Genomic DNA, 25,405 nt, shown 5'->3' on the forward strand with positions numbered 1-25,405 from the left:
GCGTGTCGCAGTTCTCACTCTGCATCCTCATAGAGAATTAGTTATTTTTCTCATTTGACAATAATTATCATTAAGAATAATTTGTCGCTCGATGTGTAGGACGGCCCCCCCCCCCGATTCATTCGCCGCCCCACTAACCTTTTGGCAGCAGGGTGATTTCCATGATGGAACCAGTATCCACAAGCAGGTGCGATACACCTCTACTTCAGGCATTCGTCGACAATCGACTGATTCTGGTGAAGATCGCCGCCAGAATTACCGGTTGCCGCTCCCGTGCCGAAGATGTTGTGCAGGACGCATTCTTCCGGCTGCAATCGGCCCCGCCCATCACCAGTTCGATCAAGGCTCAGCTCAGCTACCTGTTTCAGATCGTGCGCAACCTGGCGATCGACCATTACCGCAAGCAGGCGCTGGAGCAGAAATATTCCGGTCCTGAAGAGGAAGGGCTGAATGTGGTGATCCAGGGTGCGTCACCGGAAACGTCGCACATCAACTTCTCGACGCTGGAGCACATTGCCGATGCGTTGACCGAGTTGCCGAGCCGCACCCGCTACGCCTTCGAGATGTATCGCCTGCACGGCGTACCGCAAAAAGACATCGCCAGAGAACTCGGCGTCTCGCCGACCCTGGTGAACTTCATGATCCGCGATGCACTGGTGCACTGCCGCAAGGTCTCGGGCAAGCGTGGGGATACGGCTGCTCGCCACTGAGATCCGATACTTCAACGCCTCCATCGCGAGCAGGCTCGCGCCCACATTTGCCCTGTGTTCGCAGGCCCCTGTGGGAGCGAGCCTGCTCGCGAAAGCTGACTCAAGACCGCGACGAATCTTGAGTCTCAAGCCTCAGGCCAGTGTGCACCGATCAAAGAACCGCTCCCGCCCCAACACCATCAAGGCCGCGCGCTTGTGCGGGAAGTCGAACTCTTTCTCGCAGTGAAAGCACTGGTTCTGCATGTACCCGATCATCTTCGCGTTATCGGCACGCGGTTCGGCAACCACGCGCTGCGTGCGCGGATCATCGAGAAACAGGTAATGCACCAGCGCCGATAACCAGCTTGCCACCTTGTGCGGGCCTCGATGGTTTTCTTCACCCACCAGCATGTGAATGCCACGGTCGTAATCGTTGGCCTCGTAGAACGGTGCGATGCGATCTTCCTTGGCCCAGTAGGCTTCGAAGTAAGCGAACGGCTGATCGTCGAAACACCCGATCAATGTCAGGGCGTGCGGATCGGCCTCGAGTTTGTTCAGGTATTGGCGATGCTGTTCGAGGCTGCCCTCCTCCTGCCAGAAACTCGCGACGCGCGGGCTATTCTGCCAACGGTTGAAGCGTGCCAGGTCTTGCTCGATTTCCAGCGTGCGCAGGGAAATCCAGGCGCCCAGCTGCGCATCGAATCGTCGATACACTTCACCCCGGGGTTTCACCGGGCGTCGCGGATGACGCTTGCCGTCGGTGATGACCATTTGCTGTGGATAGCTGCCGGTCAGGGAATGCCTCAGCCACGGCTGCGGCAACTGCCAGAACAAGGTGCGCTCGCAGTGATACTGGCCGCTGATGGAGGTCGCAATCAGCAAGCCGCTGGACACGGCTTCGTCCGGCACGTCCTGCAGTTGCCAGATCAGGCGCTGACAGTCGGGGTCGCGAGCGAACAGCCAGTAACAGGCCGCCCACAACGCTTGCCCTTCAGGGCAACTGAAACGCTCCAGCAATTGCACGTGCAACTCGGGGCCACGAATCAGCCGCAGGGTCAGCAACGGTTGCCCTTCCAGGCTGAGGCTCAGGCGGCTTTGCGTTTCATCAGCGGCAAGACGACTGCCTGTCGGCAGACACAGGGCAGTCAGGTCATTCAGATTGGACATGGGGCGGGCTCACGATAATCGTCGACAGTTCAACGAGGTGACGTCAGCCACAATGGGAAATTTAGGCAAAGACCATCAATTGGCGACTTGTGGTGCCGGTTCGTTGTGTGGGACCGGCACAAGCGCAATCTTGTACGGATCGAAAATCTTCAACATCTGGCCGTTGTCCCGCAAGCCTTGCAGCACCTTGGCGAATGCCTCGCCGCTGATGGGAGCCGTCGGGCGCAGGATGGCGTAATGGTGATAGACCTGATCGATGCGTTGGGACGCCAGCAACTCGCTGGCAACTTTTTCATTGCGCAGGAAGTAGTCGCTCAGGTACGAACGCGTGACCAGCGCGATGTCGGCCCGGCCGCGCAACACCATCAGCAGATTGCTGTCATGGGAATAGGTCAGCATGGCGTTGTAGTTTTTCTCCAGGTACTTGGGATCGGCATTGAAGTTGGCGAACTCGTAGTGATAGCCGCTGAACAGTGCCAGACGCTTGCCGCTCAGGTCGGCGAAATAGCTCTGCTGCCGATCGGGCAGGCGTTGCGCGACAAAAATTTCGGCGTCCTCCAGCCCCATGTCGACGGCGATATGGGGAATGTCTTTCCAACCCCAGGCCGGATTTTCGAAGATGGCCATGTCGACCCGGCCCTGCTTGAAGTCACCGAAGCGCCGGGGAATGGACGTGGGTACCAGGACAAACTGGTAGTCGCTTTGCGATGCGTTCATCGCCTCGACCAGTTGCGGCAGCAACCCGGTATCGACCCCGGATTCCGGGCGCACGGTGTAGGGAGGAAAGTGCGCGGCACCAATGCGCACCAGTTGTGCGGCCTGGGACGGCACCATCGCTGACGCTGCAAGCATTGCCAGCAAAAGCCGCGAGGCTTTTCGAATTGGCGAACCCATCAAAACGACCCCACTCCCCAATAAAACAGCATCAATGCTATCAAGCTAGGCGGTTTCATCCAGTTAGCCAGTTTAATGTTGGCCAACACAACTTTATTGCCGTTCTTCCAGCACCAGAATCAACGCCTCATCGGCCAACTGATCGAGGGTCATGCTGCCTCCGGCGCGAAACCAGGTGGTGGTCCAGGACAATGCGCCGGTCAGGAACCGCCGGGTGATGAACACATCGCCGCGGATAAACCCGGCAGCCTTGGCTTCGCCCAGTACTTGCAGCCAGATGCCTTCATAGATATCGCGCAGCGCCAGGACCTTGGCCTGGCCCTCTTCGGACAGCGAGCGCCATTCGTAGACCAGCACCGCCATGGCCTCGCCGCTGCCTCCCATGATTGACTGCAATTCACACCGGATCAGCGCCAGCACCCGCTCGCGCACATTGCCGGCCTCGGCGATGGCCGCACGCATCAACGCGGTGTTGTAGCGAATGGTTTCTTCCATCACGGCGCGCAGGATTTCGTCCTTGCTTTTGAAGTGGTGGAAAATACTCCCGGACTGAATGCCCACGGCGCCGGCCAGATCGCGCACGGTCGTGCGTTCATAGCCTTTATTGCGGAACAGGTGGGCCGCCACTTGCAACAGCTTGCCACGGGCGCTGTCCGGGTCGGTCAATTGGCCGTCGCTCACCAATTCGCGCATGACCCTCAGGGCTTTTTGCTCGTCCACCCGTTCTCTCCTACAGTCGATCAATCAATAACGCCGATCCCCCGAAAACACCGGAGTTGCGCGGGCAATTTAAGCTGACGGATGGCACCGAGCAAGCGCTTGGCAGAAGAAAATCAAGCCATTTACAAACCAAGCGCTTGCTTGGTAATGTCAACGCACTTCGGTTGGAGGTGGCTATGGAATGGACTGCGCCTAAAACAATTCGCATCGGTTGCGCGAGCGCCTTCTGGGGCGATACCTCGACCGCTGCCTCGCAGCTCGTGGAACACGGGCATCTGGACTATCTGGTCTTCGATTACCTGGCCGAAATCACCCTGTCGATCATGGCCGGCGCGCGGATGAAAGATCCCCGGGCCGGCTATGCGGGCGACTTCATCGAAGTCCTCGCCCCCTTGTTGCCGCAGCTCGCGCAGCACAACATCCGGGTCATCAGCAATGCCGGCGGCGTCAATCCCCAGGCCTGCGCCGCCGCCCTGCAAGCGGCCTGCGACAAGGCCGGAGTGGCCTTGAAGATCGCCGTGCTGCTGGGTGATGACCTGCAACCGCAATTCAAACAACTGGGCAGCCTGGGCATTCATGAAATGTTCAGCGGCGCGCCCCTGCCACCGATGTGCGTCTCGACCAATGCCTACCTCGGCGCACCCGGTATCGTCGAAGCCCTGCGTCTGGGTGCGGACATCGTGATCACCGGGCGCGTGGTCGACAGTGCGGTGGTCAGCGCTGCGCTGGTGCATGAGTTCGGCTGGTCGTGGCACGACTACGACAAGCTCGCCCAGGCAGCACTGGCCGGGCACATCATCGAATGCGGCGCCCAGTGCACGGGTGGCAACTTCACCGATTGGCGCGATGTGCCCGACTACGAACACATCGGTTTTCCCATCGTCGAAGTCAGCGCCGACAGCCAGTTCATCGTCAGCAAACCCGAAGGTACCGGCGGGCTGGTCACGCCGCTGACGGTGGGCGAACAGATGCTGTACGAAATCGGCGACCCGCGCGCGTATCTGCTGCCCGACGTGGTGTGCGATTTCACTCAGGTCAAACTGCTGCAACAAGGCAGGAACGCGGTACAGGTGCACGGCGCCAAAGGCCTGCCGCCGACGGCTCAATACAAGGTCAGCGCCACGTACCCCGATGGTTTTCGCTGCACCGCCAGTTGCCTGATTGCCGGCATCGATGCCGTCGACAAGGCGCGGCGAGTCAGCACGGCGATCATCAACAAGACCTCGGAAATGTTCCGTCAGCGCGGCTGGGCGCCGTACAGCGAGGTGAATATCGAGTTGCTGGGCAGCGAGGCCACCTACGGCCCCCACGGCCAGCGTCAGGACAGCCGCGAAGTGGTGATCAAACTCGCGGTGCGCCATCCGGACAAGCAGGCATTGGTCGTGTTCTCCCGGGAAATCGCCCAGGCCGCCACCGGCATGGCGCCGGGGCTGACCGGCATTGTCGGTGGCCGGCCGACGGTGTATCCGCTGATCCGGCTGTTCTCGTTCCTGATCGACAAAACAGCCTGCACGCTGGACATTGATTTCATGGGTCAGCGCCACCCGTGTGCCCTGCCCGCTCTCGATGTGCTCGACCCGCTGGACCTGCCAGCCCTGCTCGCGCCACCGAAACCGATTGGCCTGGCCGACGCCAGCGTGGCTCTGGTCAAGCTGGCGGTCGCCCGCTCCGGCGACAAGGGCAACCACAGCAATATCGGCGTCATGGCCCGCGAGCCCGAATTCCTGCCATGGATCGCCGAAGCCTTGACCCCGGAAGTAATCGTCGACTGGATGGGCCACGTCCTCGATCCAATCCACGGACGGGTAGAACGCTGGTACTTGCCCGCCAGCCACAGCCTGAATTTCCTGCTGGAAAACGCCCTCGGCGGCGGCGGTGTCGCCAGCCTGCGAATCGATCCGCAAGGCAAAGCCTTCGCCCAGCAACTACTGGAAATCCAGATCCCGGTGCCGCAACGCATCGCCGACCAGTTCAACTAGAGGATCGCCGCCATGACCTACGATTCGATTTTCAGAGCCGATTTGTTTGCCGGCCAAAACATCATCGTCACCGGTGGTGGCAGTGGCATCGGCCGCTGCACCGCCCACGAACTGGCGGCACTCGGCGCCCATGTGCTGCTGGTCGGGCGCAGGGCCGACAAGCTCAAAACCGTTGCGGCAGAGATTGCCGAAGACGGCGGCACGGCCGATTGGGCGGTTTGCGACATCCGCGAGGAAGAACCGGTGCAGCACCTGGTCAGCGAATTGATCCGCAAGCATGGCCCCATCCATGGCCTGGTCAACAACGCGGGCGGGCAGTACCCGTCGCCCCTGGCCTCGATCAATCAAAAAGGTTTCGAAACCGTGATGCGCACCAATCTGGTGGGCGGTTTCCTGATGGCCCGGGAAGTGTTCAACCAGTCCATGAGCAAGCACGGCGGCGCCATCGTCAACATGCTCGCCGACATGTGGGGGGGCATGCCCGGTATGGGGCACTCCGGCGCGGCGCGTTCGGGCATGGACAACCTGACCAAGACCGCCGCGTACGAATGGGGTCATGCCGGGGTGCGGGTCAACGCCGTGGCGCCGGGCTGGATTGCCTCCAGCGGCATGGACACCTACGAAGGCGCCTTCAAGGCGGTGATTCCGACCTTGCGTGAACACGTGCCGCTCAAGCGCATCGGCACCGAATCGGAGGTCAGCGCAGCGATTGTTTTCCTGCTCAGCCCGGCAGCGGCGTTCGTCAGCGGCAGCACCCTGCGCATCGACGGCGCCGCCAGCCTCGGCGGGCGCGCCTGGCCTATCCACAAGGCGACCAACAGCGAGTCGTATAACGGCTTCCACCGCGCCTACATACCCGACGTGTTGAAGGACAAGGAATAAGCCATGCCGGTGATTCAGTCGCAACTCGATCCCCACAGCGAGCCGTTCGCCCGGAACCGTGCGGCGATGCTGAGCGCCATCGAACAAGTGCGCGCGCTCGAACAGAACTTGCTGAACAAGGCTGCCGAAGCCAAACCCAGGTTCGAAAAACGCGGTCAGTTGTTGCCCCGCGAGCGCCTCGATCTGCTGCTGGACCCCGGTGCGCCGTTTCTCGAACTGGCGAGCCTGGCCGGCTACAAGCTGCATGATGACAAGGACGGCAGCTCCGCTGGTGGCGGTTTGATCGCCGGTATCGGCTATGTCTGCGGCGTGCGTGTGCTGGTGGTGGCGAACAACAGCGCGATCAAGGGTGGGACCATTTCCCCCAGCGGTTTGAAAAAATCCCTGCGCCTGCAACAGATCGCCATGGAAAACAAACTGCCAGTGATCACCCTCGCCGAAAGTGGCGGCGCCAACCTCAATTACGCGGCGGAAATTTTCGTCGAAGGCGCGCGCAGCTTTGCCAATCAGGCGCGGATGTCGGCCATGGGCTTGCCGCAGGTCACTGTGGTCCACGGCTCGGCCACGGCGGGTGGTGCCTATCAGCCGGGCTTGTCGGATTACGTGGTGGTGGTGCGCGGCAAGGCCAAGCTGTTTCTCGCCGGCCCGCCACTGCTCAAGGCCGCCACCGGCGAAGTCGCGACCGATGAAGAACTGGGCGGCGCCGAGATGCACGCACAAACCGCCGGCACCGCCGAATACCTGGCTGAAAACGACGCCGACGGTGTGCGTCAGGTACGCGAGATTGTCAGCCTGCTGCCGTGGAACGAGCAGTTGCCCCGACTCCCCGAACGTCGCTGGGAGGAGCCGCTCTACCCCATCGACGAACTGCTGGGCCTGATCCCGGATGACCCGAAAAAACCCTACGACGTACGCGAAATCATCGCCCGTCTCGCCGACGCTTCGAACTTTCTTGAATTCAAAGGCGAGTTCGATCAGCAGACCGTCTGCGGTCACCTGAAAATTCAGGGCCGTGCCTGTGGCTTCATCGGCAACAACGGCCCCATCACGCCAAAAGGCGCGAGCAAGGCCGCCCAGTTCATCCAGCTGTGCGATCAGAGCCAGACGCCGTTGCTGTTTTTCCACAACACCACCGGGTTCATGGTCGGCACCGAATCGGAACAACAAGGCGTGATCAAGCACGGCGCGAAGATGATTCAAGCGGTGGCCAACGCTCGCGTGCCAAAACTGACCATCGTCGTCGGTGGCTCCTATGGCGCCGGCAACTATGCAATGTGCGGGCGCGGCCTCGACCCGCGTTTCATCTTCGCCTGGCCCAACAGCCGCACGGCGGTGATGGGCGGCGCGCAAGCGGGCAAAGTGCTGCGCATCGTCACCGAGGCCAAACAGGCCAAGAATGACCTGGTGCCCGATCCGAAAATGCTCGACATGCTGGAACAGGTCACCGCGCAGAAACTCGACAGCCAGTCCACGGCACTCTACGGCAGCGCCAATTTGTGGGACGACGGTTTGATCGACCCGCGCGATACCCGGACCTTGCTCGGTTACTTACTGGATATTTGTCACGAGGCCGAGGTGCGGCCATTGCAAACCAACAGCTTTGGTGTGGCGCGGTTCTAAGCCGACTAACAGGAGAACAATAAGAATGATCTTCACCCAGGAACACGAAGCACTGCGCCGCACGGTGCGCCAGTTCGTCGAGCACGAGATCAACCCGCACGTCGAGGAATGGGAAAAGGCAGGGCGTTTCCCCATCCACGAAATTTTCCGCAAGGCCGGCGACCTCGGCTTGCTGGGCATTTCAAAACCGGAGAAATTCGGCGGCATGGGGCTCGACTACAGCTATTCGATCGTCGCGGCCGAAGAGTTCGGCACCATTCATTGCGGCGGCATACCGATGTCCATCGGCGTGCAGACCGACATGTGCACGCCTGCGCTGGCACGTTTCGGTTCCGATGAATTGCGCGAAGAGTTCCTGCGCCCGGCCATCAGCGGCGAGCAGGTCGGCTGCATCGGAGTCTCCGAAGTTGGCGCCGGCTCCGACGTCGCCGGACTTAAAACCACCGCGCGCAAGGACGGCGACGATTACGTGATCAACGGCAGCAAGATGTGGATCACCAACTCGCCAAGCGCCGACTTCATCTGCCTGCTGGCCAACACCTCGGACGATAAACCGCACATCAACAAATCGCTGATCATGGTGCCGATGAACACACCAGGCATCAGCTTGAGTTCGCACCTGGACAAGCTCGGCATGCGCAGCTCGGAAACCGCCCAGGTGTTTTTCGACAATGTGCGTGTACCGCAGCGCAACCGCATCGGCCATGAAGGCGCGGGGTTCATGATGCAGATGCTGCAGTTCCAGGAGGAACGCCTGTTCGGTGCGGCCAACATGATCAAAGGCCTGGAGTACTGTGTCGACAGCACTATCGAATACTGCAAGGAGCGCAAAACCTTCGGCAATGCGCTGATCGACAATCAGGTGATCCACTTCCGCCTGGCTGAACTGCAAACCGAGATCGAATGCCTGCGGGCGTTGGTCTATCAGGCCACCGAGCAATACGTCAAAGGCCAGGACGTGACGCGCCTGGCCTCCATGGCCAAGCTCAAGGCCGGGCGGCTGGGCCGCGAAGTCAGCGACAGTTGCCTGCAATATTGGGGCGGCATGGGCTTCATGTGGGACAACCCGGTGGCCCGGGCCTACCGCGATGTCCGGCTGGTATCGATTGGCGGCGGTGCCGACGAAATCATGCTGGGGATCATTTGCAAACTGATGGGCATTCTGCCGGGGAAAAAGAAATGAGCAGCCTGCCGGTTTGCCAGACCTTGCTGCTGGAATTGCACAACGGAGTGTTGCACATCACCCTCAATCGCCCGGACAGCCGTAACGCGATGAGCTTGCAGATGGTCGCCGAGTTGCGCTCGGTACTGGCAGCCGTGCGCGATGACCGAGGCGTTCGGGCACTGGTGATCGGCGGTGCCGGCGGCCACTTCTGCGCCGGCGGCGATCTCAAGGACATGGCCAGTGCCCGTGCTCAGGGTTCGAGCGCACACCGCGACTTGAATCGGGTGTTCGGTGCGCTGCTGCAAGAGGTGCAACAGGCTCCGCAAGTAGTGATCACGGTGCTGCAAGGCGCGGTGCTCGGCGGTGGTTTCGGCCTGGCCTGCGTCAGCGATATCGCTTTGGCCGATCATCAGGCGCAATTCGGCCTGCCAGAAACCAGCCTCGGCCTGCTGCCGGCGCAAGTTGCGCCATTCGTGGTGCAGCGCATCGGCCTGACCGAAGCCCGACGCCTGGCCCTGACCGCGGCGCGTTTTGATGGTCACCAGGCACGGCGCATGGGGCTGGTGCATTTTGTCGAGCATGATCCACAGGCCCTGGCTGAGCGTCTCGATGAGGTATTGGCGCATGTGTTGTGTTGTGCGCCCGAAGCCAATGCGATGACCAAGAAACTCCTGCTGGCGAGTGCCGGACAACCGTCGGATGCCCTGCTGGATCAGGCAGCCGAATGGTTCAGCGAAGCGGTGACCGGGGCTGAAGGCGTCGAGGGAACGATGGCCTTCGTGCAAAAACGCAAACCGGGGTGGGCACCTTAAGAGCATCGCGAGCGGGCTCGCTCCCACAGGGCTCTATGTCGCTCACAAATCCTGTGGGAGCGTGCTTGCCCGCGAAGAGGCCAGCAATTTCACCGCACAACTTGAGAGACAACTCCATGCCCGGACTCAAAAAAATCCTCATTGCCAACCGCGGTGAAATCGCCTGCCGCATCCAGCGCACGGCCCAGGCGCTGGGCTATCGCACGGTCGCCGTGTTCAGCGACGCCGACGCCGATGCACTGCACGTGCAGATGGCCGACGAGGCCGTCAACATCGGTCCAGCCGCGGTGCAACAGTCTTATTTGAACATCCCGGCCATCCTCGATGCAGCCCGGCGCACGGGCGCGGATGCGATCCATCCGGGCTACGGTTTCCTCTCGGAAAACGCCGGGTTTGCCCGCGCCTGCCAGGACGCCGGCATCACCTTCATCGGCCCCAGCCCCGAGGCCATCGAACTGATGGGCAGCAAGCGCCTTTCGAAGAACGCCATGATCGAAGCCGGTGTGCCCTGCATCGACGGTTATCAAGGCGACGGGCAGGACGACGCCACCCTGAGCCGCGAAGCCGGGCGCATCGGTTATCCGTTGATGATCAAGGCCAGCGCTGGTGGCGGTGGACGCGGCATGCGCCTGGTGCACGACGCCGGCAATTTGCTGGAACAGATCCGTACCGCGCGCTCCGAGGCCCTGAACGGTTTTGGCAGCGGCGAACTGATTCTCGAACAGGCACTGGTCGAACCACGTCATGTCGAGGTTCAGTTGTTCGGTGACCGCCACGGCAACCTGATTTACCTCGGCGAGCGCGATTGCTCGGTGCAGCGCCGGCATCAGAAAGTCATCGAAGAAGCACCCTGCCCGGTAATGACGCCTGAACTGCGCCAGGCCATGGGCGAAGCGGCGCTCAAGGCCGGGCGGGCAGTGCAGTATGTCGGCGCGGGCACCGTGGAATTTTTGCTGGATGCGCGCGGGCAGTTTTACTTTCTGGAGATGAACACCCGGTTGCAAGTGGAACACCCGGTCACCGAACTGATCACCGGGCTGGACCTGGTGGCCTGGCAGTTGAACATCGCCGAGGGGCAACCGCTGCCATTGCGCCAGGAGCAGGTGCAACTCCATGGGCACGCCATGGAAGTGCGCCTGTATGCCGAAGATCCAGCTCAGGATTTCCTGCCCCAAACCGGGCGCGTGATGGCCTGGGAGCCGGGATTGCAGGACGGCGTTCGGATCGACCACGGCCTGATCGAAGGCCAGGTCATCAGCCCCTTCTACGACCCGATGCTCGGCAAGCTCATCGCCCACGGTGCGACCCGCGAAGAAGCCCGGCGCAAACTGCTGCGGGCGGTACAAGACAGCGTGCTGCTGGGCGTGCAAAGCAATCAGCGCTTGCTCGCCAGCCTGCTGGATCACCCGCAGTTCGCCTGCGCAGATTTCAACACCGGATTCATCCCGCAGCACTTTTCCGAGCATGCCTGCCTGCAGCCCCATGCCCCAGGCGCACAGCACCTGGCCATCGCAACCGCCCTCTTCTATCAGGCTCAAGCGCAGGCTCATTCGGCCCCGCTTTGCGGGTGGCGCAACAACGCCAGCATGCCGCTGCACTATCGCATCGGCCTTGAGGACCAGGATTGGCCAGTCGGGTTGCAGGCCATCCCGGACGAGCCGTTGTGCATTCAGGTCGCCGGGCACAACCTGGAACTGAAGATCATCCATTGCGACGGACGCTGGGCCACCCTCGAAATCGAAGGCATCCGCCAACGCCACGCTTACCGTCTGGAGAGCGGGCGTCTCTGGCTGTTTGCCCGGCCGGGCAGTCTGCAGTTCGTGGATCGCACTCAGGTGCAGGTCCGCAGCCTGGCCAATGTCAGCTCCGGCACCCTCAAGGCACCGATGGACGGTGCGATTGTCGACGTCCTGGTCAACGAAGGCAGCCCAGTCACCAAAGGCCAACTGCTGGTGGTACTGGAGGCGATGAAAATGGAGCACCCACTGAAATCGGGCATCGACGGTGTGCTCAAACGCCTGCAAGTCAAAGTCGGGGATCAGGTGAAAAACCGGCAGATTCTGTTGGAGGTCGAATAAGGCGCTAGGCGGAACCGCCGGGTTTGGCTACGCTCAAACCCTATCAGGACGCGGATATCAGGAACCCTGCAATGCCTCATTGGCTGGTCATTGATCTGGAGGCCACCACCGATGAGGGTGGTTGGCCCGTAACGGATATGGAAATCATTGAAATCGGCGCCACCCTTGTGGACCGCAAGGGACGCGAACTGGACCACTTCCAGCGCTTCGTCCGCCCCTTGCGACGGCCGTTGCTGACACCGTTTTGTCGCGAGTTGACGCACATCACCCAAGCCAGCATCGATGCCGCGCAACCGCTGGGCGAAGTCTGGCCGGCATTTGAACGCTGGCTCGGCCAACACCATACGCGCCTTGAAGGCTGGGCCAGTTGGGGCGATTACGATCGCAAGCAATTGCTACAGGAATGGCAGCGACTGGGACTCGCCAGCGCGCTGGCCAACGTGCCGCACATCAACCTCAAGCAGCGCTTTGCCAAGGCCCGACGCCTGGAACGCCCGCTGGGACTCAACGGTGCCCTGCAACTGGCCGGCCTGCAGTTCACCGGCCAGCAACACCGGGCGCTGGAAGATGCGCGCAACACCGCACGACTGCTGCCGCTGGTTCTTCCGCTTTAGACAGGTGACGACACTCAGGGCCTTGTGCATACTGGCCGGCCCTTTTTAGCCCTTTTCGAGGAATCGCCCATGTTTAAAGTCAACGAGTACTTCGACGGCACCGTCAAGTCGATCGCCTTTGGCACCGCAGAAGGTCCCGCGACCATCGGCGTCATGGCTCCGGGCGAGTACGAATTCGGCACCAGCCAGCGTGAAATCATGCACGTGGTCAGCGGCGCATTGACCGTCAAACTGCCAGACAGCAGCGACTGGGAAACCTTCGCCGCCGGCAGCCAGTTCAACGTGCCTGCCAACAGCAAGTTCCAGCTGAAAGTGGCCGTCGACACCGCTTACCTGTGCGAATACCGCGGCTAAGCCCGAGGGGCTTCACCGAAGTAAAAGTCAGCGCCATAAAAAATGCCCGTGCCCAAGGACACGGGCATTTTTTATTGTGCGGGCGATGAATTGAGGGTTTCTACGCCAGAATTTCCACCGGCATGCCGACTTCGAGTCGACCGTTACCGTCGTTCACCAGGTTCTGGCCAAACATGGCGCCATCCGCCTGCGAACGGTATTTCTGCAAGGTGGCCAAGGGTTCGCGATCGTCGCTGCGTTCCCCGGTTTGCGGGTCGATGGTGGTCAGGATGCAGCGTGAACAGGACTTGACCACGCGGAACTCGACCTCGCCTATACGGATACGCTTCCAGCCGTCCTCGGCGAACGCTTCACTGCCTTCGATCACCAGGTTTGGCCGGAAACGCAGCATCTCCAACGGACGCCCGACCCGTTGCGACAAGTCCTCGAGGGAGGCCTGGCCAATCAGCAACAGCGGATAGCCATCGGCGAATGCCACCTGATCGTCATCCTTGCCGTAACCGGCCTCCGTCATCCGCGCCCGTTCAAGCGGGACCTGCACCAGACGTGTCGGTTTTCCGATGAACTGGCTGACCCAGGCCCCTGCTTCATCGCCGGCATCGGGGACTCGCAAGGTATCACGCCAGATCGTCACGCCACGCAGTGGCGCATCTCTGCCGGGCAGAGCAATGTCGATCGGCGAATGACCAGGCGCACTGAGGGTCAAGCCGCCTTCAGCATTCCACAACGCCGACAACTGGCTCATCTGCGCCACCGCACGCTGGGTCAGGAAGCGACCGCTGGCTTCATCCACCAGCATCCAGCGACGATCGCCGTCCAGCCCGAGTTTATCGAGACCGATCTGTTGCAGCACCTCGCCCTTGGCGGACTTCAACGGATAACGATACAGCGCGCTCAGACGCAACATGGCCAGCTCCCTCATAGGCAAAAACGCCACCCTATACGAGCTTGGTCAGCGAATCAAAGTGCCCCCCCTGTCGGAACGAGCTCGCTTGCGAAAAACCCAAGGACGCCGCAGGGCATCCGGTTTTACGCGTTATCGTTCAAGACCATCGCGAGCTCGCTCCTGCAAGGGCTCAGGCGGGGACGGCGTCAAGCATCAAACGCTGACGCACCACGTCGACAAGTTTGTCCGGCTGGAATTTGGAGAGGAAATTGTCGCAGCCGACCTTTTTCACCATCGAGTCGTTGAAGCTGCCGGACAGCGAGGTGTGCAGCACCACGTACAAGCCGCGCAGACGCGGATCGTTGCGAATTTCAGTGGTCAGGCGATAGCCGTCCATTTCCGGCATTTCCGCATCGGTGAAAACCATCAGCAGTTTTTCGGTCATGTCCGCGCCGGTATCGGCCCAGGCCTTGAGCATGTTCAAGGCCTTCAATCCGTCGCTGGCGATGTGCATCTTCACGCCCAACTGTCCCAGGGTATCGCGCAATTGCGCCAGGGCCACGTTCGAGTCATCCACCAGCAGCACCTCACGGCCACGGGCGCGTTCCAGTACCGGATCTTCGAGCTTGTCGCGGGAGACTTTGGCGCTGTACGGGACGATTTCGGCCAGGACCTTTTCGACATCGATGATTTCCACCAGTTGATCGTCGACTTTGCTGATGGCCGTCAGATAGTGCTGACGGCCGGCACTGCCCGGAGGCGGCAGGATGGCTTCCCAGTTCATGTTGACGATCCGGTCCACGCCACCGACCAGGAAGGCCTGAACCGAACGGTTGTATTCGGTGACGATAATCGTGCTGCCAGGCCCCGGCACCAATGGGCGCATGCCAATGGCCTGGGACAGGTCGATCACCGGCAGGGTCTGACCACGCAGGTTGACCACGCCGCACACGAAAGGATGGCGCTGCGGCATCAGCGTCAACTTTGGCAGTTGCAAGACTTCCTGTACTTTAAAGACGTTGATCGCGAACAGTTGCCGTCCGGCGAGGCGGAACATGAGAATTTCCAGGCGATTCTCACCCACCAGTTGCGTGCGTTGGTCTACCGTGTCGAGAATGCCGGCCATCAATGACTCCTGGTCTTGTTCGGATGAATTCACTAAAGAAGGTTATCGGCTGTTTTTACCGAAGCTTGACCCTCTCCAAAATGCCACGCCTGGGCATTGATGTCACATTAACATCATGCTTTACTGATGCCGTGATTACATCTGCCGCACTTCTGCGCCAGGCGACCCTGATTTGAGTGAAAGGTTCCTTTGCGTAAGGGATTCCCCTATCAACAATCAGGTGCAACCTGATATTCGCAATATCCAATAGCCATTAATGTGACGCCATTCTCATTGCATGAACGGAGTCAGGCTTTTGTGTGCGATCGCAAGTAAGTGGCCAACCACCCTCTCGTGTTCCCTTGCCTGCCTCCGGGCCAGCCGAAGCTCGCTCACCCGACGACTCGGCAATGCCGGGGTCCCGATCGCCCTCGTCGACACGCACGATATCCCCTCATTTGACACGACGTTGTGGAGATAAGTATGCCGAACGACCGTAAAGAGTGGGCCCAGCGGCTCCCGGAGTTTCTCGTCGAGGCTGAAACACTCCTGGCCAAAACCGAGGAATGCCTGAGTCATCTACAGCTGATCAGCAATGACAAGGACGCCATCGACTGCATGCTCAGCACACTGCTCAAGCTGGCCAACAAGGCCGATACCCTGGCGTTGGCGGCCGTGTCTGAATTTTCCCTGCATATTCATGGCCTGCTCAACCACGCACAAAACACGATGAGCCTGCACGACGAGGCGCTGAGCGCCCTGAAAGACTGCCTGACCCTGATTGCCTGGCAACTCGAACTCATCGACCAGACCACCGGACAGCTCAGTCTCGACGACAGCGAGCAGGTCACCCTTATCGAAGCCTTTGCCTTTCAGGTCGGGCAAAGCCGATTTAAGCCACCGGTCAATTCCAGGCCGCTCACCCTCGTATCCTATTCGGAACGACAGGCCTGAACTTGCCAAACGTGCCGTATGGCGTGTTTTGGTTATCAATACCGCGCTGTAACTTGAGTGCGCACATGTCGCAAATGAATATCTCATAGCTATAAGCGGCATGCTTTAACAACCACTGTTTGCCCATCGACAATTGCGCGCCTGTCTTGACCGGGGTATTGCCTGGTCTCAACAAAAAAAACCAAGGGACAATCGGCATTTTTTGCGACGACAACAGCCAACTAGTTCCATTATGGAACCATCGCCCAAACGACTGAATTCCTGACTTTACGGACATATATACAGACGCGACCAACGGTATCTTAAGTGCTACTATGCCGCCTATTAGTTGACGCCAATTAATGGCAGTGTGGTTGCAGCCGGACACAGCTCGCGCCAGTCCGGAGCTGAACTCTCCAACAACAAAGTACACCCCGTTGAAGTCGACGCTCCATATTAAAAAACAGGGGCCTGTCAGCCAGCATGACCGGTCAGCCCGCAGCGAACATCCATTGGCTCCATCCGCTATGCACGCCAGCCTCAAGTCAATCGCCATGTGGCCACCGTCCCGAAAAAATGCGCGCACATTCACGCTGTTGCTATGCGTCTGCTCGACGCTTGGCAGTGTGCTGGTCTATGGCCTGTCCATCCCTTTGCCTCTGTCATTGCTGGTGCTCGACATTGCTGCGCTGACCAGTGTTGCGGTGCAGTACCGCCTCTCGCGCAAATCCATCAAATTCCAGCCTCAGGAACTGGCCGACCGACTGTTACAGGTTCAGGAAAACGAGCGTCACCGGCTGAGCCGGGAACTGCATGACGACATCGGTCAATTGCTGACCGCCGCAAAACTGCAAAGTGACTGGCTCAAACGCCGGATGCCCGAAGAACTTCAGGGACAATGCTCGGTGCTCTGCGACACGCTGGAAGAAACCCTGACCAAAGTTCGTGACGTATCCGCCATTCTCAATCCCCGGCAGTTGACCAGCCTCGGGCTGGAAGCCAGTCTGCGGGCACACTTGCTCAAGACCCTGGCCAACACGCCGGTGCACTGGAGCCTGGAATGCCAGCAACGCCTGACCGGCATACCGGAGGAAATGGCCGTGGCAGCTTTCCGTATCACTCAGGAAGCGGTCACCAACATCCTGCGACATGCCCAGGCGAAGAACCTGCTGGTATGCCTGCAACGCCTTCCCCAAGGCCTGAGGTTGCAGATCAGCGATGATGGTCAGGGTTTCGCGCCCGCAACAGACCCTGGTCGTGAAGGGCAACGCGGTATGGCCGGGATGTCGGAACGGATCGATCAACTGGGCGGCACACTGACCGTTACCAGCGAGCCGGGCAAAGGCACTCAAATCGAAGCTCTTTTTCCCTGGGCGCCCCGTGCGCTCGAACGGGCCAGTTCGGATAAGGTTCTGCATTGACTTGTAATTTACTACTGGTGGATGACCACTCGCTGATCAGGGCTGGCGTGCGTGCCCTGGTGATGGATCTGCCCGGCTATGCGGTCATCGGCGAAGCCAATGACGGCTCGCAGTTGCTCGAAATGGTCGGGCATCTGTCCCCGGATATTGTCCTGCTGGATATTTCAATGCGCCAGACCGGCGGCCTCGAAGCCTTGCAGCAGCTCAAGCGAGTGCGCCCGCAGAGCAAGGTCCTGATCCTCTCGATGCACACCGACCCAACCCTCATCATGCAGGCGCTGGAGTCCGGAGCCCACGGCTACCTGCTCAAGGACACCACGGCGACCGAACTGGAGCACGCGCTGGAGGCCTTGCGCAACAATGAGCGTTATCTGAGCCCGGCCATTGCCCACACGGTGATCAATCAGGCGTTGACCCGAAACCAGAGGCAGCAACCCGAACCTGCCAACTCGCATAACCTGACGGCACGTCAGCTGGAAATCCTGCGGTTGATCGTTCGTGGAAAATCCACTCGAGAAATCGCCAATGGCCTGGGACTGAGCGTCAAGACCGTCGAAACCCACCGTTCGCAGATCATGAAGCGTTTGCAGATCTACGATGTGGCCGGCCTGGTGCTGTTTGCCGTGCGTGAACAAATCATCAGCCTTGATGACTAGACGCTTCACGGGCACGTAACAGCGGCGAATCCTCCGGCAGATACACGGGTAACGCCGCCGGGCGAACCGAGAAACGCAAGTTGTCCCCTTCCAGCGGTTCACCATCAAGGTTGATGTACAGCCCTTCCGAGACCTTGATCTCGACCCAGGGCAGGCGCGCCCGGACAAACATGTTGTCGATGCCCAACGCCAGCAGGCTGCCGCGCCAGTGAAAATCCGCCCCCTGCAATTCACCGTAGGCGGTATGCAGCTCATTGAAGCGTGACAAGCCGGTGAACAGATACGCCGCACCGCCGAGGATTTTCTTCAAATCCTCCGGAGTGTTCGCCGTGACATGGCTGCCGATGCCTTGCGATCACCCATCAGTTCACTCCTGGTTTGAATGGCATCCGGGAGATGTTGACCGCGATGCCCCCGTCAAAAGTCGCAAGAAGACAGATTATCTCCAGCCGGAAAGTCTTGATCCCCCCACACGACAGGAATTTTCTTACACATCGTGAGGAATCGGCTCAATTGACCGGGAATCTGAATTGGCAGACTTTGGGGGTTACCGCAGGACATCACAAGGACGTGCCATGCAAAGCCAAAACCTCGGTTCACCGGCCATTGTAAAAAGTGCAGACGATCGAGCTGAATGCAGCAGCACAAAAGCCACGGGAGAAATTGATATGGAACCTCGCGTCACCGAACTGGAAGCACACCTCAAGTACATACGCAGGGGCATGGACGAAATCCGGGGTGACGTCAAATCCATCAAGCACAGGCTTGCCTACTCCGCTTGCGGCACAGTCGTGATCCTTGGCCTCCTTGGCTGGATCGCCAACAGCCGTTTCGAACAGGTTATTTCATTGTTTCTGGCGCATTGAGCTGCCATCAACACAAAACCCGGTTCTATCGACCGGGTTTTGTGTGGCAAATCCGCTGAACCTGTCAGCCCAGGACTTCACTCAACGGAATGAAAAAAACGCCATCGCCCTGAACCAGCGTGCGACCTTCAAGGACTTCTACCAGTCCATCAGCCCAGGCAGCGCTACGCAGTACACCGGAACTCTGGTTTTTGTAGATCGTCGCCCTGCCGTTTTCCAGCCGTCCGCGCAAATACTCACGCCGATTGCCAGGCTGGAGCCAGTCAAACCCTGCCGGCACCTGCACCTTCAGTGGCTCAACTTCTTTTACACCCTGACGACGCAGGAGATAGGGTCTGGTCAACAAGGCAAAGGTCACGAGGGTCGATGCCGGATTGCCCGGCAAGCCAATCACCGGCACACCGCGAAAATGCCCGAACGTCAGCGGTTTACCGGGCTTGATGGCGAGCTTCCACAGCGCCAATTCGCCCTCTTCGCGCAAGGCGATGCCCAGAAAATCGGCTTCCCCCACCGATACGCCGCCGGTGGAGAGGATCAGGTCGACATCCTTCAACTCACCCAATCGGGAACGTGTGGTTTCCAGATTGTCCGGAAGGATGCCCGCGTCGACGACCTCACACCCCAAACGCTGCAACCAGCTACACAACAACACCCGGTTGCTGTTGTAGATCTGTCCCGCTCCCAGCGTCTGCCCCGGCTCAATCAATTCGTCGCCAGTGGACAGCACCGCCACACGCACCTTGCGTACGACTTCCAGCTCAGCGCACCCCAATGAGGCAGCCAATCCTTGCTCGATCGGCCCCAGCCGCGTACCTGCCGGCAGAATCAACTCGCCGACGGTCGTTTCCTGTCCTTGCGCACGGATGTTCTGGCCCTGAGTCAAGGTTCCAGTGAAACGTACTCGCTCATCCGCCTGAACCTCAGCGTTTTCCTGCATCTCGACGCAATCGGCACCGGCGGGAACAGGCGCCCCGGTGAAAATGCGCGCACAGGTTCCTGGCTGCAACGGATCAGGGGCCTGGCCGGCAAACACCTTTTGGCTGACCACCAACGGCTCTCCCGTCCAGTCGGCCATGCGCAAGGCATAACCGTCCATGGCACTGTTGGGCCAGGGCGGCAAATCGAGCGTCGACACCAGGCCTTCAGCCAGTACACGCCCCTGTACCTGCGCCAACGGCAAGCGTTCACGCTCGACAATCCTTGAGGTCTCGGCCATTTCCAGCAAGCGCGCCAGCGCCTGCTCGACAGGCATCAGGCTGCCGGTCTTGCCAGGCTTACCCACGGGATTCACAAGGCGCAGCCTGTTTGAGGTGAGGCACGAAATTGCACGGGCGGTGGCGCGAATCCAGCTGCTCGGCCAGTATGCCGTCCCAACCGGTGCGCACGGCATTGGTCGAGCCCGGCAAACAGCAAACCAGCGTGCCATTGGCCAGGCCGGCCAACGTCCTGGACTGAACGGTCGAGGTGCCGATATCGGCAACCGAGATCTGGCGGAACAGCTCGCCAAATCCATCAACCTGTTTGTCCAGCAGGCAACTGACGGCTTCCGGCGTACTGTCACGCCCGGTAAAACCGGTTCCGCCGGTGATCAGCACAACCTGCACGACATCGTCGGCAATCCAGTTGGCGACTTGCGCGCGAATCTTGTAGAGATCATCTTTGAGCAACACCCGGGCTGCCAGGTAATGACCGGCAGCGGTCAAGCGGTCGACAAAGAGCTGACCCGAGGTGTCCGTTTCCAGTGTGCGGGTATCGCTGACAGTCAGCACTGCAATATTCAGCGGTGCGAAAGGTACATCAGCCTTGGCTTTCATAGGCTCGTCCAGTTGTAGGAGAAACAGCCCGGTGTTATATCACAGCGCTCCGTTTTTTCGCCGCTCCCATGGAGACCTGCCATGACCTCGAATTCACAATTGCCACCCTGCTCCATTCTGCTCCTGGCGGGCGGGCGCGGCCAACGTATGGGGGGGCAGGATAAAGGGTTGCTGGACTGGCAAGGCGCCCCCCTGATTGCGCATCTGCACCGCAAGGCCCGCCCGCTGACCGATGACCTGATCATCTCCTGCAATCGCAATCTTGAGAAGTATGCGCCCTACGCCGACCAGTTGGTCCACGATGATGAAGGTGGCTTCCCCGGACCTCTGGCGGGTATTCGAGCTGGCCTGAAAGCTGCTCGCCATACTCATCTGCTGGTCCTGCCCTGTGACGTTCCGGGCATTGATGCGGCGTTGATCGGCACTATGCGCGAAACCGCCAACCTGCATCCGGACAAGCCGCTGATGGTGCGGCATGATGGCCACTGGGAACCGTTGTTGTGTGTAATTCCCGTGCTACACAAGGCAGCATTTGAAAATGCCTGGAACGAAGGTGAGCGCAGCCCTGGCCGGTTGATGCACAAGCTCGGGGCGACCGCGCTGCAATGCCCCGACAAGGACCCTCGGCTGGCCAACCTCAATACGCCGGAACTGTTAAGCGGTCATAAGACTGTGTCAGACTGACAATCATCAGGAACTTGCGCGGACAGTGCACGTCTCAAGTCCAGCAACCAAAGAATTCTTTTTCGGAGACACATTCATGATTCAACGGACCCTCGCCACTTTCATGCTCGCACTCGGCCTCGCCACCCTCGCCGGTTGCGCATCGCCTACGGTGATCACCTTGAATGACGGTCGCGAAATCCAGTCCGTCGACACGCCACGGTATGACAAGGACTCCGGTTTCTACGAATTCGAACAGCTCGACGGCAAACAGACCCGCATCAACAAAGATCAGGTTCGTACCGTTAAAGAGCTGTAATCCTGGCGCCGCCGGATATGAAAAAGCCCGCTTGATGCGGGCTTTTTCATGCCTGAAGAACAGCGTTTCAGGGTCGCTTCCCGGTCACCATTGCAGCGTGATTTCACTCTCGAACTCTCGCTCCCGGCCCGAGACCGGATCGATGAATTTCAGCCCCTGAGCCAGCAGTTTCAAAGGATTGGCGTAGTCATCCTGCGCATCCTTGAGCACCTCTGGGTAAAACGGGTCGTTGCAGATAGCAGCTCCCAACGCCGCCATATGTACCCGAAGCTGATGTTTCTTGCCCGTCACCGGGTAAAGACCATAACGCCAGAGATCCCCCTGTTTTTCCCTGACTTCGACCGCAGTTTCGGTGTTGCTGGCCCCCGGCCCCTCCTGCATGCGGAAGAACGGTTCGCCATCGACCAGTCGGCTTTTATGAACCAATGGAAAAACCAGGCCAGGCAACGCCCGTGCGATGGCCTCGTAGCGCTTTTCGATCTGCCGGGTTGGAAACAACGACTGATAAGCCGAACGACTCTGCGGATTGGCGGAAAACAGCACCAGCCCCGCGGTATGCCGGTCGATACGATGCAATGGCACCAGATGCGGATTGTCCAGGCGACGGATCAAGCGTCTCAACAGCGTCTGTTCGACGTATTCGCCAGCCGGCGTCACGGGTAGAAAGTGTGGTTTGTCGGCCACCACCAGATGCTCGTCCGCGTACAGGATCGTCTCGATCACCGGGATCGGCTTTTCATCCGGCACTTCGCGAAAATAATGAATCCGCAAACCTTCCCTGTAGGCCAGATCGAGGGCAATCGGCATGCCCTGCCCATCGAGGACCCGGCCACGGGCAATCCTGTCCAGCCATTGTTCACGACCGATGGCACTGAAATGCTCACACAGGCAATCGACAACGGTCTGCCACGGACCAGGTGGCAAGTAGAGCGTACTGGCCTGGCTGTGTGCCGCGGAAAAAGAAGAAATGGACATACGAAAGCTCTAACCCTCAGTGCAGAGCGGCATTATCCAACAGCAAGGGGAATGAACCTAGAGGAGATTCCTCAAGCCGGGATCTGCGTGCGCGCCGCCGCTTCGGTGTACTCCTTGAGCCAGCGCAGTACATCGACCGCTTCCCAGCGAGCGGGGTCATACAGGGCGTACAACAATCCCTGATAACCCACGACATCGAGCTGCCGGTGATATCCCGCGCGTTGAAACAAGGCTTCGATTTCTGCGAAACAGGTATTGAAATGCGTTTTGTTGAAGGGCGTTTTCCCCTCGGTAACCAGACCATCCAGACGCAACTCAAGGACGGCCTCGCGCACGACGTCTGCGGACATCCGGTTCACGCTGTTCTTCAACTGTTCGACATTGACCACGATTCATCCCTCTCACGCCCGGGCTTGCCTGCTTGCTCCCGAAAATCGGCAACGGCAAGGCAGGCACTGCGAATAACTGTATGCACATACAGTATCCGATCAACACTGAATAAGCCAAGAGGATCAATCGCAAGGTTCGACAGGCGGGACATACCGCCAGTGCAAAAAACGCTTAACGCAGGAACGTCACCACCTCATCGGCACTGAACGGCCAGCCCAGTTCAGCACCGGTATCGACGCGTCGCAGCACCGGAATACGCAGGCTGTAAGCTGCAAACCACGCTTCATCGTCAGCGATATCCACCAGTTCCACCAATAGACCGCGCTCGACAAACTCCATCAGCATGGCTTCGGCTACTTCACAGAGATGGCATCCAAGGGTGCCGAACAGCTGACATTCGGGAAGCATGAGCGCTCAACCAGATAATGAAGTGAACATTCTAGGCCTGCCCCGAAAAACCGTCGAGCCATTGAGCCCGCTGCCCTGATGCCCTGTGCAAAAAGATGCATGGCAAACCCTTGGTACCGCCGACGATGAAGTGACCCGAGTCAGTCCTGGCTCACGGCGCCGATCTTGTGGATCGACAGGTCCGCGCCGTAATACTCCTCTTCCTGGCTCAGGCGCAATCCATGCAACGCCTTGATCACGCCGTACACCGCAAACCCGCCGGCCAGTGCCACAGTGACGCCCAGTGCAGTGCCGATCAACTGGCTGATCAGACTGACCCCACCCAGCCCACCCAAGGCGCTCTGGCCGAAAATGCCACAGGCAATGCCACCCCATACGCCACACAAGCCATGCAACGGCCACACACCCAATACATCGTCGATGCGCCATTTGCCCTGGGCCGCGGTAAAGCACCAGACAAATAGCCCCCCCGCGATGGCACCGGTGACCAGCGCCCCCACCGGATGCATCAGGTCGGATCCGGCACAGATTGCCACGAGCCCCGCCAACGGGCCGTTGTGCAGAAAGCCAGGGTCGTTGCGCCCGACAATCAGCGCCGCCACCGTACCGCCAACCATGGCCATCAACGAGTTCACCGCCACCAGCCCGCTGACACCTTGCAGGGTTTGCGCGCTCATGACGTTGAAGCCGAACCAGCCAACGATCAGGATCCACGAGCCCAACGCCAGAAACGGGATGCTCGAAGGCGCGAATGCGACCAACCGACCGTCGCGATAACGGCCATTACGCGGCCCGAGCAACAGCACCGCCGCCAGTGCCAGCCAACCACCCATGGCATGCACCACCACTGAACCTGCGAAATCATGGAAACCTGCGCCAAAGCGCTCCAGCAACCAGGCTTGCAAACCCAGGTTGCCGTTCCAGACCATGCCTTCGAAGAACGGATAGACGAACGCGACAATCAACGCGGTCGCGCACAATTGCGGTACAAACCGGGCGCGCTCGGCGATCCCTCCGGAAATGATCGCCGGGATCGCCGCGGCAAAGGTCAACAGGAAGAAAAACTTCACCAGTCCATAGCCATGGTCGGCATTGAGCACGGCCGCTGGTTGCATGAACGTCACGCCATAGGAAATCCAATAGCCTATAAAGAAGTAAGCCAATGTCGAAACAGCGAAGTCGCTGAGGATTTTCGACAACGCGTTGACCTGGTTTTTCTGTCGCACGGTTCCGACTTCGAGAAAGGCAAAACCGGCGTGCATGGCCAGGACCATGACCGCACCGATCAGAATGAACAGCGTGTTGGAGCTATGGACCAGGGTGTCCACAGCGCTTTGCAGATTTTCCATGGGATGGGCAGACCTTATGGCAGAAAAAAAGCACCAAAGCAGTTCGCGATGACCGCTCATGCACCAAGTTGCAGCTTCGAAGCATCAGCGGGCCGATCTCGTTTGAACCGCTTTGGCGCACGGACACCGTCCAGGAAAAACGCGCCCCGGACGTTTACGCGAGTTTTTTGATTGTTGGTCCTGCGGTTTTACTGAAATCATGCCCGGCTATAGCGCAATGGTGCGAACCGGCGCACCACGACACAGCAAAAGTTGTACCAGTCATTTGTACTGAACCTTCGCCGAAGGCTCATACTCGAACGCATCAGAAAGCCACTTATGGAGATCCCCCATGGCCCGCACCCAGGCAAAGACTGCTCAAGAAATCCTGATGAACGACTTTCAGACACTGGTCAGTGACACCGAACGGTTGCTGGAGCACACCGCGACCCTGGCCGGCGATCAGGCCGACGAGTTGCGCGAGCAGATTCACGACAGTCTCTTGCGTGCCCGTGAAACCCTCAAACTGACCGAAGACTCCCTGCGCGAACACGGCAAGGCTACGCTCACCGCCACAGAGGACTATGTCCAGGCCAACCCTTGGCAATCCGTCGGGATCGCGGCCGGCGTGGGTTTCCTGATCGGCCTGCTGGCTAGCCGGCGCTGA

General features: G+C 59.7%; 27 protein-coding genes and 1 pseudogene. 16 read left to right on the forward strand and 12 right to left on the reverse strand.

Annotated elements, in window-relative coordinates; all coding sequences use genetic code 11:
* The first annotated feature begins 161 nt into the window (after positions 1-161).
* Entirely contained in the window at positions 162-710 is a 549-nt protein-coding gene (locus tag CAF65_RS04735; RefSeq protein WP_057396492.1) for an RNA polymerase factor sigma-70, read from the forward strand.
* 132 nt (positions 711-842) lie between these two features.
* Here the strand turns inward: CAF65_RS04735 and CAF65_RS04740 are convergent, their stop codons facing one another.
* From CAF65_RS04740 to CAF65_RS04750, 3 genes are all read right to left on the reverse strand, one after another.
* The gene (locus tag CAF65_RS04740) at positions 843-1,856 is read right to left on the reverse strand and encodes a GNAT family N-acetyltransferase (RefSeq protein ID WP_085715280.1); all 1,014 of its coding nucleotides are present in this window, start codon (positions 1,854-1,856) and stop codon (positions 843-845) included.
* A gap of 75 nt (positions 1,857-1,931) precedes the next feature.
* Complete coding sequence (locus tag CAF65_RS04745) at positions 1,932-2,750, reverse strand: ABC transporter substrate-binding protein (RefSeq protein ID WP_085715281.1); 819 nt, start codon at positions 2,748-2,750, stop codon at positions 1,932-1,934.
* A gap of 93 nt (positions 2,751-2,843) precedes the next feature.
* Positions 2,844-3,470, reverse strand: coding sequence for a TetR/AcrR family transcriptional regulator (locus tag CAF65_RS04750; RefSeq protein WP_085715282.1), 627 nt, complete (start codon positions 3,468-3,470; stop codon positions 2,844-2,846).
* A gap of 176 nt (positions 3,471-3,646) precedes the next feature.
* Between CAF65_RS04750 and CAF65_RS04755 the strand changes: the two genes are divergently transcribed.
* The 8 genes from CAF65_RS04755 (at position 3,647) to CAF65_RS04790 (ending at position 12,974) form a co-directional block, all read left to right on the forward strand.
* Positions 3,647-5,449 (forward strand): acyclic terpene utilization AtuA family protein, encoded by a 1,803-nt coding sequence (locus CAF65_RS04755; RefSeq protein ID WP_085715283.1) that lies wholly within the window; start codon positions 3,647-3,649, stop codon positions 5,447-5,449.
* A gap of 12 nt (positions 5,450-5,461) precedes the next feature.
* Positions 5,462-6,331, forward strand: a complete 870-nt coding sequence (locus CAF65_RS04760) for an SDR family oxidoreductase (protein ID WP_085715284.1) — start codon at positions 5,462-5,464, stop codon at positions 6,329-6,331.
* 3 nt (positions 6,332-6,334) lie between these two features.
* Complete coding sequence (gene atuC, locus CAF65_RS04765) at positions 6,335-7,951, forward strand: geranyl-CoA carboxylase subunit beta (RefSeq protein WP_085715285.1); 1,617 nt, start codon at positions 6,335-6,337, stop codon at positions 7,949-7,951.
* Positions 7,952-7,976: 25 nt separating this feature from the next.
* Positions 7,977-9,134 (forward strand): citronellyl-CoA dehydrogenase, encoded by a 1,158-nt coding sequence (gene atuD, locus CAF65_RS04770; protein ID WP_008020379.1) that lies wholly within the window; start codon positions 7,977-7,979, stop codon positions 9,132-9,134.
* Positions 9,131-9,928, forward strand: coding sequence for an enoyl-CoA hydratase/isomerase family protein (locus tag CAF65_RS04775; RefSeq protein WP_085715286.1), 798 nt, complete (start codon positions 9,131-9,133; stop codon positions 9,926-9,928). Before atuD ends, CAF65_RS04775 begins: the two co-directional genes overlap by 4 nt.
* 116 nt (positions 9,929-10,044) lie before the next feature.
* Positions 10,045-12,006 carry an acetyl/propionyl/methylcrotonyl-CoA carboxylase subunit alpha gene (locus CAF65_RS04780; RefSeq protein WP_085715287.1) on the forward strand — a complete coding sequence of 654 codons (1,962 nt, stop codon included), beginning with the start codon at positions 10,045-10,047 and terminating at the stop codon, positions 12,004-12,006.
* Between the two features lie 71 nt (positions 12,007-12,077).
* Positions 12,078-12,620 (forward strand): exonuclease domain-containing protein, encoded by a 543-nt coding sequence (locus CAF65_RS04785; RefSeq protein WP_085715288.1) that lies wholly within the window; start codon positions 12,078-12,080, stop codon positions 12,618-12,620.
* A 69-nt stretch (positions 12,621-12,689) separates the two neighbouring features.
* The gene (locus CAF65_RS04790) at positions 12,690-12,974 is read left to right on the forward strand and encodes a pyrimidine/purine nucleoside phosphorylase (RefSeq protein WP_007940055.1); all 285 of its coding nucleotides are present in this window, start codon (positions 12,690-12,692) and stop codon (positions 12,972-12,974) included.
* Positions 12,975-13,074: 100 nt separating this feature from the next.
* Here CAF65_RS04790 and CAF65_RS04795 read toward each other — a convergent pair whose 3' ends face one another.
* Together CAF65_RS04795 and CAF65_RS04800 are read right to left on the reverse strand one after the other, a co-directional pair.
* Entirely contained in the window at positions 13,075-13,881 is an 807-nt protein-coding gene (locus tag CAF65_RS04795; RefSeq protein ID WP_085715289.1) for an MOSC domain-containing protein, read from the reverse strand.
* A 169-nt stretch (positions 13,882-14,050) separates the two neighbouring features.
* Positions 14,051-14,986 carry a chemotaxis protein CheV gene (locus tag CAF65_RS04800; RefSeq protein ID WP_085715290.1) on the reverse strand — a complete coding sequence of 312 codons (936 nt, stop codon included), beginning with the start codon at positions 14,984-14,986 and terminating at the stop codon, positions 14,051-14,053.
* Between the two features lie 462 nt (positions 14,987-15,448).
* Between CAF65_RS04800 and CAF65_RS04805 the strand changes: the two genes are divergently transcribed.
* From CAF65_RS04805 to CAF65_RS04815, 3 genes are all read left to right on the forward strand, one after another.
* Positions 15,449-15,919 carry a hypothetical protein gene (locus CAF65_RS04805; protein WP_085715291.1) on the forward strand — a complete coding sequence of 157 codons (471 nt, stop codon included), beginning with the start codon at positions 15,449-15,451 and terminating at the stop codon, positions 15,917-15,919.
* Between the two features lie 506 nt (positions 15,920-16,425).
* On the forward strand, positions 16,426-17,319 hold the full coding sequence (locus tag CAF65_RS04810) for a sensor histidine kinase (RefSeq protein WP_085715292.1): 894 nt from the start codon (positions 16,426-16,428) through the stop codon (positions 17,317-17,319).
* Positions 17,316-17,975, forward strand: a complete 660-nt coding sequence (locus CAF65_RS04815; protein ID WP_085715293.1) for a response regulator transcription factor — start codon at positions 17,316-17,318, stop codon at positions 17,973-17,975. Before CAF65_RS04810 ends, CAF65_RS04815 begins: the two co-directional genes overlap by 4 nt.
* On the opposite strand, the pseudogene CAF65_RS04820 reads toward CAF65_RS04815, so the two are convergent.
* Positions 17,959-18,324, reverse strand: a pseudogene (locus CAF65_RS04820) (lipid kinase YegS); the annotation flags it as partial. The gene CAF65_RS04815 and the pseudogene CAF65_RS04820 overlap by 17 nt on opposite strands.
* Positions 18,325-18,550: 226 nt before the next feature.
* Here CAF65_RS04820 and CAF65_RS04825 point away from each other — a divergent pair.
* Positions 18,551-18,841 (forward strand): hypothetical protein, encoded by a 291-nt coding sequence (locus CAF65_RS04825; protein ID WP_256578606.1) that lies wholly within the window; start codon positions 18,551-18,553, stop codon positions 18,839-18,841.
* A 64-nt stretch (positions 18,842-18,905) separates the two neighbouring features.
* Here CAF65_RS04825 and glp read toward each other — a convergent pair whose 3' ends face one another.
* Both glp and moaB read right to left on the reverse strand, forming a co-directional pair.
* On the reverse strand, positions 18,906-20,132 hold the full coding sequence (glp, locus tag CAF65_RS04830; RefSeq protein WP_085715295.1) for a gephyrin-like molybdotransferase Glp: 1,227 nt from the start codon (positions 20,130-20,132) through the stop codon (positions 18,906-18,908).
* A complete protein-coding gene (gene moaB, locus CAF65_RS04835; RefSeq protein ID WP_008020368.1) occupies positions 20,116-20,655 on the reverse strand; it encodes a molybdenum cofactor biosynthesis protein B in 540 nt (179 codons plus the stop codon). Before moaB ends, glp begins: the two co-directional genes overlap by 17 nt.
* An 81-nt stretch (positions 20,656-20,736) precedes the next feature.
* On the opposite strand from moaB, the gene mobA reads away from it, so the two are divergent.
* The gene (gene mobA / locus CAF65_RS04840; protein ID WP_085715296.1) at positions 20,737-21,339 is read left to right on the forward strand and encodes a molybdenum cofactor guanylyltransferase MobA; all 603 of its coding nucleotides are present in this window, start codon (positions 20,737-20,739) and stop codon (positions 21,337-21,339) included.
* Between the two features lie 76 nt (positions 21,340-21,415).
* The gene (locus CAF65_RS04845; protein WP_085715297.1) at positions 21,416-21,637 is read left to right on the forward strand and encodes a YgdI/YgdR family lipoprotein; all 222 of its coding nucleotides are present in this window, start codon (positions 21,416-21,418) and stop codon (positions 21,635-21,637) included.
* Positions 21,638-21,721: 84 nt separating this feature from the next.
* Here CAF65_RS04845 and CAF65_RS04850 read toward each other — a convergent pair whose 3' ends face one another.
* The 4 genes from CAF65_RS04850 to CAF65_RS04865 all read right to left on the reverse strand — a co-directional run bounded on the left by CAF65_RS04850 (position 21,722) and on the right by CAF65_RS04865 (position 24,759).
* Positions 21,722-22,612: a pseudouridine synthase gene (locus tag CAF65_RS04850; RefSeq protein ID WP_085715298.1), complete on the reverse strand. Its 891-nt coding sequence runs from the start codon at positions 22,610-22,612 to the stop codon at positions 21,722-21,724.
* A gap of 71 nt (positions 22,613-22,683) precedes the next feature.
* On the reverse strand, positions 22,684-23,001 hold the full coding sequence (locus tag CAF65_RS04855; protein WP_008020364.1) for a hypothetical protein: 318 nt from the start codon (positions 22,999-23,001) through the stop codon (positions 22,684-22,686).
* Positions 23,002-23,173: 172 nt separating this feature from the next.
* Positions 23,174-23,410 carry a glutaredoxin family protein gene (locus tag CAF65_RS04860; RefSeq protein ID WP_085715299.1) on the reverse strand — a complete coding sequence of 79 codons (237 nt, stop codon included), beginning with the start codon at positions 23,408-23,410 and terminating at the stop codon, positions 23,174-23,176.
* Between the two features lie 140 nt (positions 23,411-23,550).
* Entirely contained in the window at positions 23,551-24,759 is a 1,209-nt protein-coding gene (locus CAF65_RS04865; protein ID WP_085715300.1) for an ammonium transporter, read from the reverse strand.
* A 331-nt stretch (positions 24,760-25,090) separates the two neighbouring features.
* Between CAF65_RS04865 and CAF65_RS04870 the strand changes: the two genes are divergently transcribed.
* The gene (locus CAF65_RS04870) at positions 25,091-25,405 is read left to right on the forward strand and encodes a YqjD family protein (protein WP_085715301.1); all 315 of its coding nucleotides are present in this window, start codon (positions 25,091-25,093) and stop codon (positions 25,403-25,405) included.

Source organism: Pseudomonas sp. B28(2017), assembly GCF_002113025.1.
Taxonomy (GTDB): Bacteria; Pseudomonadota; Gammaproteobacteria; order Pseudomonadales; family Pseudomonadaceae; genus Aquipseudomonas.

Bases quoted from the DNA above. Each gene is read 5' to 3' on its own strand.
- CAF65_RS04735 (WP_057396492.1), top strand. From the start codon at position 162: ATGATGGAACCAGTATCCACAAGCAGGTGCGATACACCTCTACTTCAG.
- CAF65_RS04740 (WP_085715280.1), bottom strand. From the start codon at position 1,856: ATGTCCAATCTGAATGACCTGACTGCCCTGTGTCTGCCGACAGGCAGT.
- CAF65_RS04745 (WP_085715281.1), bottom strand. From the start codon at position 2,750: ATGGGTTCGCCAATTCGAAAAGCCTCGCGGCTTTTGCTGGCAATGCTT.
- CAF65_RS04755 (WP_085715283.1), top strand. From the start codon at position 3,647: ATGGAATGGACTGCGCCTAAAACAATTCGCATCGGTTGCGCGAGCGCC.
- CAF65_RS04760 (WP_085715284.1), top strand. From the start codon at position 5,462: ATGACCTACGATTCGATTTTCAGAGCCGATTTGTTTGCCGGCCAAAAC.
- atuC (WP_085715285.1), top strand. From the start codon at position 6,335: ATGCCGGTGATTCAGTCGCAACTCGATCCCCACAGCGAGCCGTTCGCC.
- atuD (WP_008020379.1), top strand. From the start codon at position 7,977: ATGATCTTCACCCAGGAACACGAAGCACTGCGCCGCACGGTGCGCCAG.
- CAF65_RS04775 (WP_085715286.1), top strand. From the start codon at position 9,131: ATGAGCAGCCTGCCGGTTTGCCAGACCTTGCTGCTGGAATTGCACAAC.
- CAF65_RS04780 (WP_085715287.1), top strand. From the start codon at position 10,045: ATGCCCGGACTCAAAAAAATCCTCATTGCCAACCGCGGTGAAATCGCC.
- CAF65_RS04785 (WP_085715288.1), top strand. From the start codon at position 12,078: ATGCCTCATTGGCTGGTCATTGATCTGGAGGCCACCACCGATGAGGGT.
- CAF65_RS04790 (WP_007940055.1), top strand. From the start codon at position 12,690: ATGTTTAAAGTCAACGAGTACTTCGACGGCACCGTCAAGTCGATCGCC.
- CAF65_RS04795 (WP_085715289.1), bottom strand. From the start codon at position 13,881: ATGTTGCGTCTGAGCGCGCTGTATCGTTATCCGTTGAAGTCCGCCAAG.
- CAF65_RS04800 (WP_085715290.1), bottom strand. From the start codon at position 14,986: ATGGCCGGCATTCTCGACACGGTAGACCAACGCACGCAACTGGTGGGT.
- CAF65_RS04805 (WP_085715291.1), top strand. From the start codon at position 15,449: ATGCCGAACGACCGTAAAGAGTGGGCCCAGCGGCTCCCGGAGTTTCTC.
- CAF65_RS04810 (WP_085715292.1), top strand. From the start codon at position 16,426: ATGCACGCCAGCCTCAAGTCAATCGCCATGTGGCCACCGTCCCGAAAA.
- CAF65_RS04825 (WP_256578606.1), top strand. From the start codon at position 18,551: ATGCAAAGCCAAAACCTCGGTTCACCGGCCATTGTAAAAAGTGCAGAC.
- moaB (WP_008020368.1), bottom strand. From the start codon at position 20,655: ATGAAAGCCAAGGCTGATGTACCTTTCGCACCGCTGAATATTGCAGTG.
- mobA (WP_085715296.1), top strand. From the start codon at position 20,737: ATGACCTCGAATTCACAATTGCCACCCTGCTCCATTCTGCTCCTGGCG.
- CAF65_RS04845 (WP_085715297.1), top strand. From the start codon at position 21,416: ATGATTCAACGGACCCTCGCCACTTTCATGCTCGCACTCGGCCTCGCC.
- CAF65_RS04850 (WP_085715298.1), bottom strand. From the start codon at position 22,612: ATGTCCATTTCTTCTTTTTCCGCGGCACACAGCCAGGCCAGTACGCTC.
- CAF65_RS04860 (WP_085715299.1), bottom strand. From the start codon at position 23,410: ATGCTTCCCGAATGTCAGCTGTTCGGCACCCTTGGATGCCATCTCTGT.
- CAF65_RS04865 (WP_085715300.1), bottom strand. From the start codon at position 24,759: ATGGAAAATCTGCAAAGCGCTGTGGACACCCTGGTCCATAGCTCCAAC.
- CAF65_RS04870 (WP_085715301.1), top strand. From the start codon at position 25,091: ATGGCCCGCACCCAGGCAAAGACTGCTCAAGAAATCCTGATGAACGAC.